Source organism: Gimesia fumaroli (assembly GCF_007754425.1).
In the GTDB taxonomy this organism is placed as follows: domain Bacteria; phylum Planctomycetota; class Planctomycetia; order Planctomycetales; family Planctomycetaceae; genus Gimesia; species Gimesia fumaroli.
Genome location: NZ_CP037452.1, coordinates 6,823,901 through 6,839,078, shown reverse-complemented (window position 1 = coordinate 6,839,078; position 15,178 = coordinate 6,823,901). Strand labels below are relative to the sequence as shown.

Here is a 15,178-nt window from a genome sequence, read left to right as displayed (position 1 = left end):
AGCATTCACCGTCACTTCTTAGAACATTGGTCATATGAAATTGACTATAAACCGACGGTCCCGTATGACTCTCTTCTCACAGATGTTTTTCTACAAATACCCAGGCGGCCGCGTCGTTGAATTCGTGTCCCCCTTCGAAGACAACGTGCTCGAAGCGATCCTTGAGATTGAGTTTTTCATAAAACGCCGCAGCACGCGGCGCCAGTTGTTTGCCGGTTTCTCTGTGCGACGCGTTATCGCGTGAGCCGGCCTGAATCTGATGCGCCCGCGGGCAGATCAAGGCGACGATGTCGGCGTCGTTGAACAGTGTGATCCGATCCTGAAACCGGAAATCGCTGGGAACCGAAAGCTCGTCTTTCGCGTAGCGGCCTTCCTGCACGCCGAAGTAACAACTGGAAACAGAGACCTTAATCCGAGGATCAACGGCGGGCGTGACTTGCGCATAGTAGCCGCCGTAAGAGAGCCCTACCATTCCGATTCGATTGGCGTCGACGTCGGGGCGTTGAATCAGTTCATCTATCGCATATGTGATCTTAGCGATTTCGACGGCTGTGATGCTGGTGCCGATGAGTCGCATCCGGTCGTCAATCTGCCGGCGGATATCTTTCGGAAATTCATCAGCCCGAAACAGGTGTTGTGGTGCATAAACTAGAAAGCCCCGTTTCACCGCACCGCGGACCATGTCATTGTAGTTGGCCCCGCCGTTGAACAAGGCGACTTCCGGAGAGCCGCCGCCCCCATGCATGGAAATAATCAAAGGTGTTTTTCCTTTGGCCGATTTGGGCACGATGAAAATCCCTTCGGAATGGACGCCAGGCAGTATCGGGAACATCGCCCGGTAATACACGCCGATTGAGTCTTCGCCGATCTTTGTGTAAGTCGCCGGTTTGTCCGGTTGCTTTCCAGGTGGCGGATAGCCGATGCTTGCACAGAACGCGGCTCGCAAAGGCTCTGCCGATTTTGCGAACGCGGCCGGGGAAGAATAATCGGGTTGAAACAACTTCTGAAACCGGCTGCGATCAGCGGCCATCAGTTTGATATAGTCATCCAACTCCCGCGCCTGTTCGTTGCGCAGCGGATTTGAATCGGCCACCTTTTGATTGAAGTACTCCGGTTTCGCAGAAGCCGATTGTGCCTCTGCGAATGTGGGAATCACGATCCAGATCAACGCGAATATAGAAGCCGCCCTCATGCCTCTCTCCTTTTGCTGTCGTTCAAAGATTGAAAATCAAACTTCGATTCTAACCGAGAGAATTGGCGGCGCCTATCGGGGGATAAATTGAATCTGATTTGTCAGGTAGGGGCACACAGGTACCACTCCTACTTGAAGTAGCCGAATGACATGTGGAGGCTACCCGGTTGTAGCTCATATTGACAGTTTTGAGGGGTAGTGATATCCTTGGTCATCCGATCAGATAACAGAAGGGACTCCTCGTTATGCTGCCTGTTGAAAAACATTCAACTCGTTATCGTCTCAGTGTAATTCTCGCTGCAGTCTCCAATCTATTCACGGTTTTTCTACCCGGCATGTCAATGGCCGAACAACCTCTGAGTGCCGTCAAACCGTTTCAAAGTCGAACGTTAACGGTTCACGTTCTTGACTCGGACAATCAACCGATTGCAGGAGCCCGGATCTTTCAGAATCACTGTTTCTTTCCCGCAGGTTCCGAGCGAGCAAAACTCGAAAATCATACCTTCACGACGGATGTGCGGGGAATTGCCGTTCTTACAGTGAAGGGAAAAAACGAAGACTTACGACTGTGGATCTCAAAAGAGAAATTCTGTCCTCTATATGCGATGTGGATCCGAGAATATCAATCGGATGGAGATCAAATTCCCGCCGAATTTACGTTTCGGCTGGAGCGTGGCACCCGCGTTGGCGGGATTGTACATGACGAACTGGGAAAGCCGATTGCCGGGGTGAAGGTCGCTGTGGAGAACCTGACGGCGGCGATCCCCGTTCCCGATCCACCCCAGCCTGGACGCCGTCCCGTTCCCAGCCCATGGTTGGCCGAAAACGATGAGGTGACAACGGATTCACAAGGTCGCTGGATTCTCGAAAATGTTCCCGCCGATGGGAGTCTGGTGTTTGATTCGCTCTTGGGAGAGCTCTCACCTGGCATTCCGAAAATTGCCCTTAAACTAAGCCTCAGGATTACGTTGAAGATCGCTACCCGGGGCAACTGCAGCGCGTGCAGAAGATCACTCTGGAGTCTTTGCGGAATCAAAGCGCAACGATTGTGATGAAAACGCGTATTCCAACTCAGAAGAACTAAATCGTTACTAAGCACTCGTGTTGCGTGGATCACGTTGTCTTCAGAAAATCGAGTTTGTCGAACTGCTGACCCAGGACGGGTTGGCTGGGGATATTCAGCCAGTCTTCGAGAATCGTAGCATAGACACTGCGGAAGTCGACGCCGAAGACGGGGTCGTCGTCGACCAGATTTTCCAGATCGGGGTCGGGGCCGTGAACTCCCGGTTTGAGATGGCTGCCGGCCAGGAAGACCGGTCCGGCGGTGCCGTGATCGGTGCCTGCGCTGCCGTTTTCTTCTACGCGTCGACCGAATTCCGAGAAGACCAGAACCAGCACGGGCCGATTCGGCACGTGTTTGTTGACATCGGTGATGAAGGCGCGGAGCGCGCGTCCCAATACCCCTAACACATTCCGGTGAGAATTGAGCTGCTGTGAATGCGTATCGAAGCCCGTGTGTTCGGTGTAATACACGGGCGTGGAAAAACCGGCGCGGATCAGTTGGGCGATCAGCTGGAGTCGTTCTGCCAGCGCGTTCTCGGGATACTTGACCGTGGTGGACTGATCGGGATTGATTTTGCGGATCTGCTCGGCCGTCGTATGTACGGCGAGTGAACTTTGCAGGGCGGCTTGCAGGAGCGGGTTCGACGTGGAGCCCGCCCCGTTTTTCCAGGCGGCGATCTGGGCCTGCTGTGTTTTTTGATCGAACAGACCGGTGTTCTGTTTGAGTTGTGCGAGACTTTGAATCGAGGGCACCTGCACGCGGCTGCCGAGCAGCGCCTTGGGCATTTCGCCGGCACCAATATTTAATGCCTGCGGCGATTCTGTTTGTTGCGCGGTTGTAGAACGTTGATCGATGGCGCGGGCCAGCCAGCCGCCTCGGGTGTAGGCACTTTTTTTGTAATTCAATTTCTTGTCGACGGGAGCCGCATGCCAGATCGCCATCGATTCAAAATGCGATCGGTTGGGGTTCGGATACCCGACACTCTGAATGAGGGCGGCCTGATCTTCATCAATCAAAGATTTCAATTGCTTTAATGACGGATGCAGACCAAGGCGGTCATTCAGTCGATGCAGTTTGGCATCCGCCAGTTGCAGCTTGGGGCGCAGCTTGCGGTAGGTTTCGTTTGTGAAGGGGACGACGGTATTCAACCCGTCATTGCCGCCCGTCAGTTGCAGGACAACCAGCACACGGTCTGACGTCGGTTCCTGCCCCGCGGCGGCCCAGGCGGTTTGCTTCAGGAAGGTCGGAACTGAGGCGCTGGTGGCGAGCAGTGTGGAACCCAGTCCCAGAAATTCGCGACGGTTCAAGCTCATGATGATCTCCTATGCTAACTGGTATTCCGGCGTTTGTAACAACACCTGCAGGGCGGCGGTGAATTGCTGCTGGTCTCCGTCTGCCAGGCGTTGGGCGAGTGCCGCCGATTCGGGGTTCAGATTGTTTTGCAGGAGCAACTTGGAAAATGATTCCACTGCCTGCGTCGGTTTCAGCGAATATTCTTTGAGCCAGTGTGCGGGATCGTAAGCCTTTAAACCTGAACTCTGACTGCCGTTTAATAGTTCTGTGGTCCAGTTGATTCTGGTTAGCGTGCAGTTCGTCGTGAGCCAGGCCGTGCCACCATCCCAGCCTTTGACACTGGGTGGGTTGAACAGAGCTTGTCCCTGCTTGTCACAGTTGAGAGCCGCCAGTGGTAACAGGTTGGGGGTCCGTTTGGGTTCCAGTTGGCGAATGGTGCCGACACAGAATTCGACCGGCGACTTGACGCGCTGCCAATAGGCGGCGGGTGAGAAGAAGTGTTGTGAACGCAGGATGATGCCGACCACATGTTCGATGGAATAATTGCTGGCCCGCAGCTGAATGGCCAGCGGTTCGATGAGAGTGTCGTCGGGAATGATACTCTCACTGACGAACCAGCGATAAAGACGGCGGCAGAGGTATCTGGCCGCCTGAGGCTGTTGAAGAATGATGCGAAAGATTTCTTCGCGTCGCCAGGGGCCCGTCTCTCCCAGAAATGTTTTCTGACCGGTATCGACCAACGTTTCATCGTAAAAAAATTCGTTGGTCTCATGAAGCAGGGTATCGCGACCCGGTTTCCAGCCGGTCAGTCCGCGGGCTGCTTCGCGAATGTCGGTCTCACTGTAATTTCCTTCCCCAAGTGTAAAGAGTTCGAGCAGTTCCCGTGCGAAGTTTTCATTGGGATGCTCTTTGTGATTAGCGCCTCCATCGAGCCACTTCAGCATTGCCGGGTCGGCTTCGATGGCTTGCAGCAGTTTTCCGAATTTCCCGCGGGCATGTTTGCGAAAGAGCTCGTTCTGATCCAACATCAGCTTCAGGTTATAGACGCCTGACATCGAGGTCGCGAAGTGGTTGTGCCAGAACAAAGTCAGTTTTTCTCCCAGCGGGTCACTGCCGAAAGTCATCCGAAACATCCACCAGGACTGCAGGGGAGATAAACTTTCCGCCGACATAAAACCGGAACCGGAAGACTCAATAATGTTTTTGAGCGCGTCGGACACTCGTTGGAATTTCTGGGACGCGGGCGGCGGATGCAGTAAGCGATCGATACTCTTCGCGGGCCCTGCTTTGAGATCGCGGTGCAGTTCACTCCAGTTCGCGGCAAAACCGGCGCGGCGTTGCAGATGGGCCACTTTTTCCAGGTTCCACGGATCGGCAGATGTCGGCACATAGGGTGCCCAGGGATCGGAGTCTGATTTCATCAATCTACCTCTTGAATCGGGAACGTCACAAATTTCATTTCTATTTTCGTTACTTACTGCAGCTCCAGCACGACTTTGCCGACATCGGTGGTTTTGCCGGGACGAACGGTGAATTCGTAGCCGCTGGCCCAACGTCCTTTTTTGATTAACTGTAACTGGTAATTGGCACCAGGAATCAGGTCGTTAACTGTCACACGTCCTTCGGCGTCTGTTTTAGGAATTCGTATGGGTCGCAGGAAGTTCTGCCAATGAATTTGCTCAAGCCAAAGCGGCTGATCAGGCTCAATGAAGTGAGTCGCGAGGGCTCCAGGTGCGACAATGACCATCAACATCGGTTCATGATTCTTTAAGGGCTTGCCGGTGTTATCTTCAAATTGAAACGTGGCGGCGCCGCATTGTTCCAGCTGAATGGGGGCGTCGTCCGGAGGAAATTCGGTGATAATTTTTCCACAGTGATGTTCTAAATCAAGTAAGAGGAGGGGCATGGACTTTTTCGGATGAAAACCGGGGAGTTCAAATCGCCCGTCTTGAAACAACATTGCGGGTAAGCCTGCATTGACTCTATGTTTGAAGGGGAGATAAGAACGGGCAAATGCATTTCCACTTGCCGGCTGGCCATCAGGGCAAACCACGCTTCGGCGGAGCGTGATGCCACGTTCTAATTCGATCTCCAGCGGTTTCGGCTGCGCGTCTGGTTTGAGATTCAGGCGGACAGCCGCGTCGTAGTATTCACGCTCCAGTCCTGGTTTGCCGTAGTATTTGTCTCCCAGGCTGATCTCCTGATGAACGTAATCGAGCGTCGGCGCTGTGACGATCAGGTAACCGGGACCGGGCCAGACCGGCATTTGAAATCGCCCGTCTGCATCGGTGGCATACTTCATGTCAGCACCGGTAAAACGGCTCCGTGAAGACTCATCAAACAGAGGATTCTTGTATTCCTGCGATTCAAAAGCGAGTGCCACTCTCGGGACCGGCTGGCCCGTCCCTTTTTCAATGACTCTGCCCGAAAGCATGATGCCCGACTTCATTTTGATCGTGATGTCTGCATTTGTGAGTCTGTTATTAGGCCATTTCCATTCGAGTGCCTGGAACAGATAAGCCGATTCAGAAGGAGGGTACACATGCAGGATTGTTTCTCCGGGAGGAAACAGTGTGTTTATGCCGATTCCCCGCGATATTCGAAAGCTGCCGTCGGCTTTGGTACGCGTTGTTCGATAAGGTCGTTCAAGGATCATGACCTCTGCTCCCGCGATCGGTAAACCGGAATTCTCATCGACGACTTTTCCGTTGAGAAATTGTGCCGGTTTGAGGGCGACGTTGATCGGCTTATCAGAAATTTCCACATCTAATGCGTGCGCACCCACCTGGTTGTCGTCAATCAAGAGTCTGAGCCTTGTTATCGAAGCTGGCAGCAGGGTTTCGACGTAGCCTTCCTCATCGCTCTTGGAAAAGCGAGGCCACGCAGCGACCAGCGAGTCCGGCTTGGGATGGCGAATATTGATATAAGAATCTTTGCCGAGCGACATGCCACTCAGGTAGGGTTCGATGCCGACAATCGGATTTCCAACCGTATCAATTAATTGCACGCGTACTTTTTTGGCAGCGGAAAGTTTGAGTTCGAAATGATGCCGCGGCAGATGGGGATCAATGGTTTCTTTCGCCAGCAGACCGCCTGCGGCGCTGGCGATGATCTGCATATCTTTGCGCGGACGGGAAATATCGTGTGGCAGCACGATCTGAAACCAGCCAGTCTCATTGGTTTTTGTCTGATGGGATTCGAAATCATCAACGCCCGGAATTCTGCGATACCAGTTGGTGCCACGATTGTCAGTGAATAGATCAATGTGGGCACCCGGCAGCGGGTCTCCATCCGGCGAAAGGACCCTGCCGGTGATCCGCATCAGTTGATACTCTTCCGATCCGGTTTTGGGAGTTACCGATGCTGGTTCCTTTTCTGCTGCCGTCAATAAGGACTCCACCTGCAGTGTGGGATGCACGATTCCCAATGTGATCACCAACAGCAGTGCCAACAGCAAACAGCCCAATGTGCGGACGATGCCAGCCTGTGCGCGACTGCGGCTGGTATCAAGCACCGCCAGCAGTCTGCCTTCGAGTTGCGACTTGCGGGCCATGCACAGCGCCGCCGTCGTGAAACGTGTAAGATTTGAAAGCTGATGGGCAATCTCCAGCAGGTGCGAAGCATAGACCGACGGTTCCTGACCGGCGAGTAAGACGCAGTCGTCACAGGCGTGTTCGCGTTCGAGACGCATCTGTCGCGCGGCCCACCAGACGAGCGGATGAAACCAGAACATTGCACAGCCGAGGCGGGCAATCATCTGCAGGGGCACATCGAAACGTTTGATATGCGCGAGTTCGTGCAGTAGAACCACCTGCCGCCGTTCTTCGTCCCAGTTGGCGGCATCTTCGGGTAGAACGACGCACGGCTGCCGCAGGCCAAACGTGATCGGCATCTGCTGTGGTCCGCCAGATAAAAGCGTGACCGGCCTTTGTAAACCGAGCCGGTTCCTCAATTCCGTCATCATTCGTTGCCAATCAGGGCTATCCAGAAGCTGACCCTGTTTTCGTAGTCGTCTGTTTCCCCAGAGTCCCGTTAAAAGTGGAAGCAGCATCAGCAGGAAACCGCCCAGCCAGATGAGTGCCAACGTGTGCTTTGACCAGTCGAATGTCGCTGGTTGACTGTTCGTCGGAAGGGGAACGGAGGTTGAAGCAACTGCATGATGCGGTTCCTGTTCGATGTCAGCGGGAACCGGTTGAGTCTGAAGTGTGGGTTCGGTTTGATCTGCGGCGCGTGTGATTTTTGGCGTCATCGCCAGAGCTGGCGGCTCGTTCTCAACACCAGAAGGAACCGAAGTCGTAACAGGGATTGCCTCGGGAACAGCGTCTTCGCTTCTTTCCGCTTGCCAGGAACGGGGGATGACCTGCCAGTTCCAGCCCGGCGCGAACAGCGTCACCGGTGGCAGGATCAGCAGCGCCAGGAATAACAGCGTCCAGACACGATGCCGGAGTGCGGCGGATGAACGGCTCAAAAGGAAGACCAATCCCGCGGCGAGCACCACTAACAGCGTAGATTTGACGGCGAGATCGAGGGCAAACCAGTTTTCCAGGTCAGGCAGTGACAGTAGATCGTTTAACATGATTCACCTGTTATTTCTGTTTGTTTTCGCGGCGGGCTTCTTCGATCAGATTCGCCAGACGTTCGTATTCCTCCGGAGACATCTTGTCCCCCGACATATCGAGTAGCGCAGCGACGGCGTCGCCGGTCGAACTGCTGAAAAACGTTTTCAGTAAATGCTGCAGCGCCGATTTACGGGCCTTCGCCGGGGCTTCGGTCGGGCGGTAAATGTATTTCACCCCTTCGCGGCGAAATTTGAGATGCCCCTTCTCCTGCAGCACCCGCATCATGGTGCGAACAGTGGTGTAACTGGGCGCGTCGGTCAATTTTTCATGGACCTCGGCGACGGACGCTTCGCCCAGTTCATGCACGGCATCCATAATCTGCCGCTCCCGGGCTCCCAGATTCAAATATGCTGGTTTCGCCATCATTCATCCTGCTGAAATTCTGGAACCATTACGAAAAGAAAAAATCAGAAATGAAGTGTTATTCTATTAACATGTGTTATTAGAATAACACAATATCTGTTTGTCAAGATAATTTTTATTTTTTGTCAGGACAACGTTGGCGGCGGGACCGTATTTGAATGAAGAATGCTTTCTCTGGTTCCATTCTCAGATTAAATCCGAATCGTATATCGCCAGGCGGGCGGGCACATAGGCACCGCCCCTACTTTACTTTTTTTTCTGTTTTATGATTGACACGAATGTAGCAATGGCTACAATATGTGGGAAATGTAGCATAGGCTACAAATTATTCGCTCGGCTCCTATTCCTGTTTTTTGAAAGTGATCAGGATGTTGATACTTAAAAATAACAAGTCACGTAAAGGCTTTACGTTGATCGAACTGCTGGTGGTGATTGCGATTATTGCGACGTTGATTGCGCTATTACTGCCGGCGGTGCAGCAGGCGCGGGAGGCGGCGAGGCGGAGTCAGTGTAAGAACAATCTGAAGCAGATTGGGATTGCGTTGCACAATTATCATGAAACTCATTCCGCGTTCCCCGCGGGTTACTTTTCGTATGGCACCAGCGATGGTTCGGGGCCAGCGTGGGCCAACATTGATCCGCAGACCTGGGATGCGGCGCCCGGCTGGACGTGGGCGGCGATGCTGTTGCCTTATCTGGATCAGGCCCCCCTGTATAACGCGCTTGATATAAATCGGCCCTGCTGGGATCTGGCGAATGCGAGTGCGGCCCAAACGAAACTTTCGGTCTTTTTGTGTCCGACCACATCGGGCGGGGATGAGCCGTTTGTGGTGCAGGATTCTGCAGGTAGTCCTTTGGTGATGGCAGGGAGTCAGGTGCTGTTTGGTCGATCGCATTACGTCGCCAGTCATGGTCAGGAATCGTGCTGGGGGGAATGTGGGGCGAGTACGACGGGTGTGATCTTCACCGATATCTATAACAAAACCACTACCACAGTAACGATTAACGGAGATGCCTCCAAGGTCGCCGACGGGCCCTTCTTTCGGAACTCGCGGACCAAAATGCGGGATGTGACCGATGGCTTATCGAACACAATCTTTCTGGGCGAACACTCTTCGAAACTGAGCGATAAAACATGGGTCGGCGTGGTGCCGGGCGCATATACTCATCCCCGGTTTTCCACGCCGGAAAATGGTCCCGATGCGGGGGCGACGCTGGCGCTGATTCATGCAGGGCCATCGGGGGGCGAGCTGGACATTACCGGCTTTCCGATCATTCATTCGGTCAACTTTCCCACGTTCCATGTCGGGCAAATGTATTCGGAACATATTGGCGGCGGGCATGTCTGTCTGGGTGATGGTTCGGTGCGATTTGTTTCTGAGAATATCGATCTCATTTTATGGGCCGAGCTGTCGAGTATCAGCGAAGGCGAAGTGATTGGGGAGTTTTAAGATGGGACATCGATGGTTGAAATGGCACGTTGTTCTCGTCTTGTTGCTGCTTTCTGGTTGTGGGTATCCGGAAGTGTCGCCCAAGACGTATGAGATTTCCAAAGCCCTGTATTCGGTTTGTAATCAGAAGAATGAAGAACGGTTAGTAGCCGTTGAGAAATTGATTCAGAGTTCGCTGGAACAGAACGAGATCAACGACAGCGAGGCTCAGTGGTTAAACGAAATTATCACGCAGGCGCAGGAAGGGAAGTGGGAAGCGGCGATGCAGGAGAGCCGCCGGATGATGGAAGATCAGGCCGGGCGGTGACGTAAAACGTGACCGATGTGTGCTGTTGTAGGGGTAGACCCATGTGTCTACCCTCATGGTTTGCGTTTTTTGTGGTACGGCGAACGAATGTTTTCCCGGTTCCAATTGAACGTGAATAATGATCGTTCTTCGCCCGGCGGGCTGACACATGGATCAGCCCCTACTTCTTACACCCGATCGAAAAATCCTGGGGTTATTTATTCACGCCTGGTGCGGTGTGTTCATCTGCGGTGTTGCCGGTGGTTTGTGGTAGGATTTGGTTTGTGTGGGTTTGTGTGGGTTTGTTTTCCGGCACGGGGAGGGAGCTTTTCTCAGCACACTGTTGGGCAAGCCGACATTGGCACGCCCGTGTGTGGGATCTTGAGTTTCCATCTCATCATTTTTTTCTGGAATCAAATCATGTTTGTGAAAAGGATTTTCGTGAAGGGCGTGTGTGAGTCAAGGGGCGTTCGCATATTTTCTCCGGGAGCGTCATGTGATAGTCTGGGATCGTTCTATGAAGCTCTGGGATTGCGGAGTGAAGGTCTTCGATGTCGTTTGATAAACGGGGTGCATGGGAGCAGTGGATTGGAAAATGTCGCTGAAACAAGCGGGTTTTGTGGTGCTGGTTTTCTCAGTGGTTCTTCATATCGACTGAATCTGTAGTGCTCACTCACGCGCGCGACTTTATCTCCGCATGATCATGCCGAGGGACGCGATGCGGTCAAGGGCAATTTCTTCAGGGGCAGATTAAGTGTTGAAAAGAAAACATTGGTTTTGTTTGAATGATTAATGGCCGCGCACTGTTGGGCAAGCCAACAGTGGCACATGCAGGTGATATGGGGAATGTTTTTTAATCTAATTCGGGGCGGTATTTTTTGCGCCATGCGAGCGGTTTGACGCTGATGTCGGAATCGTCTTTGTAGGTTTTGCGTAGTTCTATTAACTGCGGTTTCAGTTGGGCGATGACGTCGGCGTATTTGGGATTGTTGTACTGGTTGGTTAGTTCTTCGGGGTCTTTTTCGAGATCGTAGAATTCCCATTCATCGAACTGGTAGAAGCGAATCAGTTTAAAGCGCTGAGTGCGGATGCCGAAGTGTTTGGCGACCATGTGGACGCTGGGGAATTCGAAATAGTGGTAATACAACGCCTGCCGCCAGTCGGTGTTTTCACCTTTAAGCAGCGGGACCAGCGAGCGGCCCTGCATATCGTCGGGGATGTCGGCACCGGCGATATCGAGGAAGGTTTCGGCGTAGTCGAGGTTCTGGACCATGTCGGTATTCACGGTGCCGGGCTTGGTGACGCCGGGCCATTTGACGATCAACGGCATCTTGAATGATTCTTCATACATCCAGCGTTTGTCGTACCAGCCATGATCGCCGAGATAGAATCCCTGGTCGGAGGAATAAACGACGATGGTGTTTTTATCGAGACCCGTTTCTTTGAGGTAGGCCAGCATGCGACCGATGTTTTCGTCGACCCCTTTGACACAACGCAGGTAGTTTTTCATGTACCGCTGGTACTTCCAGCGGACGAGATCTTTGCCGGTGAGGCCAGCTTTTTTGAGTGCTTCGTTTTTAGGATCGAAGGCAGCGTTCCAGGCTTTGAGTTGTTCCGGTGTCATCTTTTTCAGATTACGGAAGCCGGATTTATCCATCGATTTGCCGACGTTCGGATCCCAGCCGTTGATGGGCGGTCCGAAGACATCGTAGACGAGATTCATATAGCCGTCGATGGACATCTCGGCGTGCCGGGCAGGACTGGCGTTGTCTTCCCACTGGTCAAACAGCGTTTTCGGTTCGGGGATGGTGATGTCATCGTAGAGATTTAAATGGCGGATCGGTGGCATCCAGGTACGGTGCGGTGCTTTGTGTTGACACATCAGCATGAACGGCTTGCCGGAGTCGGCGTTTTCTTTCAACCAGTCGAGGGCCATATCGGTGACGATGTCGGTGCAGTAGCCTTCGACCTGTTCGCGGCCTTGAGGAGTTTTGAACGCGGGGTTGTAGTAGTCGCCTTGACCGGGAAGGACCTTCCAGTGATCGAAGCCTTGCGGATCGGATGAGAGATGCCATTTGCCGATCATTGCGGTTTTGTAACCTGCTTTTTGCAGGAGTTTGGGAAAGGTCTGCTGGTCGCCGTTAAAGCGGTCGCGGTTGGTCATGAAGCCATTGATGTGGCTGTGCTTGCCGGTTAGAATCACGGCGCGGCTGGGGCCACAGATGGAGTTTGTGCAGAAGCTGTTTTTGAACAGCATACCTTCGGCGGCGAGTTTGTCGATGTTGGGAGTCGGGTTAACTTTCTCCAGAAAACCTTTGTAAGCACCGATGGCATGCGGGGCATGGTCGTCAGTGAAGAGGAATAAAATATTGGGCCGCTCAGCGGCGAATGTCTGTGTAGAGACAAAGAGACAGCAGAGAACGAGGAACGCACGAAACATGGAAATCACCTTTATGTATGATGAAAAATATCATGGGAGATGATTTCAGAATAACGAGTGCCGGGACCGGATGCCAGTAAACTTGGGGCAGGTTTTCTCAAAGCAGCCGCGCATTGATTTTATTATTGAGGTTAAGAAAGTGGAACAGGCTGTAGAGCAGTTTCTATTTTCACGACGACTCTACAGCCGTTCTGTCATTCATCAAAAGGAACTTCCGGCGAAGACTCCTGCTTGGGTTCATCGAGAATCTGCACTCTCAGGATAACGTATTGAAACTGCTTCTGTTGAAATGTGGGGGGGATGCAGATGAGCAGACATTGCTGATCTTTCAACTGGGACGCGACAGAAATTCGCTGCCGGTGGACACGGGGAATTTGAATGACGGCATCTTTTCCGGCGACCGGGGTGGTAAATAAATTGACATCCACAATCTGGCTCAGTTCAAATAACCCTTTGAGATTTACTTCGTCTCCAGAAGCGGAGACGACAGTTCTCAGCGTGAGATTCCGGCCTTCGTCGATGGCTTTAATCCGGGGTTGCAGCTGCTCCCCTTCCTGTTTCTTCAGGCCGATGACAAAAGGACGGCTGACGAGATCGGAGATGGTGGCACGCTGGCCGTTAAAGAGAGTGACCTTGGGGGCAAACATGATGTTGCTGCGCGAATCACTCTGAGCGGCTTGAATAAATTGTGCTTCCTGGGCTGGGGTTAATGTGGTGACTCGGACCGGGAAATATTCTTCGATTATGGCACTCGATTTTACCACTGGCTCCCGGGAATTAGAGAGGGTTTCAAAGTCTGACTCTAAGGGGGGCGCGACATCTGCTTCCAGTGCATCCCAGGTGATGTGCGACTTCGCGAGGACGTCGGTAGAGAGTTCTGCAAAACGGACTTCGATGGAAATCTGTTTTGGGCCACTCTGTTCCCAGGCGCGGAGTTGCTGGTGCAGTTCTCCGTGGAGCGAATTGGGGGCGTGGACGACAAGTCGGTTTTGCTGATCATATTTTGCAGAGGCCTGCTTGAGTGGTTTCCCAAAATACGTATATGTTCGGTTGTGTATTCCCAGAAGAAAATCGACGTGAATCAACAGGTATTTTTGGGCCTCTGCTTCGGAAATGCCGTGATGATCTGAAATTTTTCGAACGACGTTTTCGACTTGAATTGTTCTTAGTTGGAGCGGTTCGGAATCTGTTGTGTTAAAGACCTCCGGTAGGTCGAGGTTGGCATACAGGTTCAGACGGCGATCGTGTTCCGCCGGGTTTTGTGGTTGGGGAGGAGGATCTTTTACGTCTGCCAGTCCTGTGGCAGCGAAGAGGGCGATGACGAGAATGACGGCTGTGGTGTGCAGGGGGTGCACTTTCACCGTTGCGGTGCGGAGTGCTTTCAGTCGGTTGGCGAGAGACCGCTTGCGAAACGGGAACTTCAGAAACCCTAACAGGGAGACCGGCAATGAGACGCGCCAGTGGGCGCCGGGATCGCGCTGGGCGAGGATGAGCAGGAGCTCGCTGAACTCGCGGGACGGATTGCATTCAGCGCTGTCGGGAGATTGCTGTTCCCGCCAGCGGAGGACCATGGCATCGCGGGATTGTTCGCGGAGTGACTGGTAACGGGTGCTCGCCAGCCAGTAGAGGGGATTCCACCAGTGCAGCAGACGCAGGCCGAACAGACACCAGTTGACCCACAAGTCCCGCTGCTTAAGATGCGCCAACTCGTGGAGCATGATCAGCGTCAGTTGCTGGTCGGAGAGTTCTGTGAGATCGGTGGGGAGCAGTAGCCGGGGGGTGCGGGCTCCCATGACGGAGGGTTGAGCGATATCGTCGCAGAGAATCAAAGGGACAGAACGGCGGAATGACACTTTTTCACAACAGGTGTTCCAGAGTTGGAGCAATCGCTGATTCGTACAAGCCGGCAGTTGCTGGATTTTTTGAGTAAAGCGGCCATGAGAAATCAAGGTTTGAATCAGAAGAAACAAAGCGCCTGCAAACCACAGTGGTGGCAGGATACGGAAAAACCATTCGAGAAACGTGACGAAATACTCAAAAAACGTTTTGGTGAAACTGACTTCAGGCGGGCGCGGTTCATGGAACTGAAATTGATTCATCTGAGTTGTGTTAGCGAGAGCCGGAGTTGCATCTGGGACGGGCCAGGGTTCCGGCAGTGGTTGCAACGCATATGCTTCGTACCCATCACGGGGCGACTCATCAGCCGTTGCTTCTTCGATGAATCCGAAAACCAGATTGGTCAGGCTGAAGGAACTTTCGGGAGCGGCGCCGTAGGGGATGGCGAGTCTGATGAGAACGAGCGCCCAGAGCAGTCCCATCTGTCCCGCGGTCAGCCATTTCCGTGCGAAAAGGTTGACGAGCAGCACGAGTCCCGCCAACAGACCTGCGGTGATAGTGGGTATGATCAACAGTTCCAGGATTTTATCGGTGAGTTCAACGTAGACATTCGCAGTCAGCAGGAATCCATTCAT

The 15,178-nt window shown here is 53.1% G+C and carries 11 protein-coding genes; 3 read left to right on the top strand and 8 right to left on the bottom strand.

Features of this window, described 5'->3' with window-relative positions:
* Positions 1 to 76: 76 nt before the first annotated feature.
* Positions 77 to 1,192: an alpha/beta hydrolase family protein gene (locus Enr17x_RS25800; protein WP_145312751.1), complete on the bottom strand. Its 1,116-nt coding sequence runs from the start codon at positions 1,190 to 1,192 to the stop codon at positions 77 to 79.
* A gap of 245 nt (positions 1,193 to 1,437) precedes the next feature.
* On the opposite strand from Enr17x_RS25800, the gene Enr17x_RS25795 reads away from it, so the two are divergent.
* Positions 1,438 to 2,244 (top strand): hypothetical protein, encoded by an 807-nt coding sequence (locus Enr17x_RS25795; protein ID WP_145312749.1) that lies wholly within the window; start codon positions 1,438 to 1,440, stop codon positions 2,242 to 2,244.
* Positions 2,245 to 2,305: 61 nt separating this feature from the next.
* On the opposite strand, the gene Enr17x_RS25790 is transcribed toward Enr17x_RS25795, so the two are convergent.
* The 4 genes from Enr17x_RS25790 to Enr17x_RS25775 are packed head-to-tail and all read right to left on the bottom strand — an operon-like array spanning position 2,306 to position 8,530.
* Positions 2,306 to 3,568: a DUF1501 domain-containing protein gene (locus Enr17x_RS25790; RefSeq protein ID WP_145312747.1), complete on the bottom strand. Its 1,263-nt coding sequence runs from the start codon at positions 3,566 to 3,568 to the stop codon at positions 2,306 to 2,308.
* A 9-nt stretch (positions 3,569 to 3,577) separates the two neighbouring features.
* Positions 3,578 to 4,969 (bottom strand): DUF1800 domain-containing protein, encoded by a 1,392-nt coding sequence (locus Enr17x_RS25785; protein WP_145312745.1) that lies wholly within the window; start codon positions 4,967 to 4,969, stop codon positions 3,578 to 3,580.
* 53 nt (positions 4,970 to 5,022) lie between these two features.
* Entirely contained in the window at positions 5,023 to 8,124 is a 3,102-nt protein-coding gene (locus tag Enr17x_RS25780; protein ID WP_145312743.1) for a M56 family metallopeptidase, read from the bottom strand.
* A 10-nt stretch (positions 8,125 to 8,134) separates the two neighbouring features.
* Positions 8,135 to 8,530, bottom strand: a complete 396-nt coding sequence (locus tag Enr17x_RS25775; protein WP_145314189.1) for a BlaI/MecI/CopY family transcriptional regulator — start codon at positions 8,528 to 8,530, stop codon at positions 8,135 to 8,137.
* Positions 8,531 to 8,898: 368 nt separating this feature from the next.
* Between Enr17x_RS25775 and Enr17x_RS25770 the strand changes: the two genes are divergently transcribed.
* Positions 8,899 to 9,981 (top strand): DUF1559 domain-containing protein, encoded by a 1,083-nt coding sequence (locus Enr17x_RS25770; protein ID WP_145312741.1) that lies wholly within the window; start codon positions 8,899 to 8,901, stop codon positions 9,979 to 9,981.
* 1 nt (position 9,982) lies between these two features.
* Positions 9,983 to 10,288, top strand: coding sequence for a hypothetical protein (locus Enr17x_RS25765; protein ID WP_145312739.1), 306 nt, complete (start codon positions 9,983 to 9,985; stop codon positions 10,286 to 10,288).
* A gap of 201 nt (positions 10,289 to 10,489) precedes the next feature.
* Here the strand turns inward: Enr17x_RS25765 and Enr17x_RS29775 are convergent, their stop codons facing one another.
* The 3 genes from Enr17x_RS29775 to Enr17x_RS25755 all read right to left on the bottom strand — a co-directional run bounded on the left by Enr17x_RS29775 (position 10,490) and on the right by Enr17x_RS25755 (position 15,178).
* Complete coding sequence (locus tag Enr17x_RS29775; protein WP_198000809.1) at positions 10,490 to 10,660, bottom strand: hypothetical protein; 171 nt, start codon at positions 10,658 to 10,660, stop codon at positions 10,490 to 10,492.
* Positions 10,661 to 11,120: 460 nt separating this feature from the next.
* The gene (locus Enr17x_RS25760; RefSeq protein ID WP_145312737.1) at positions 11,121 to 12,707 is read right to left on the bottom strand and encodes a sulfatase family protein; all 1,587 of its coding nucleotides are present in this window, start codon (positions 12,705 to 12,707) and stop codon (positions 11,121 to 11,123) included.
* A 194-nt stretch (positions 12,708 to 12,901) separates the two neighbouring features.
* Positions 12,902 to 15,178, bottom strand: coding sequence for a M56 family metallopeptidase (locus Enr17x_RS25755; protein WP_145312735.1), 2,277 nt, complete (start codon positions 15,176 to 15,178; stop codon positions 12,902 to 12,904).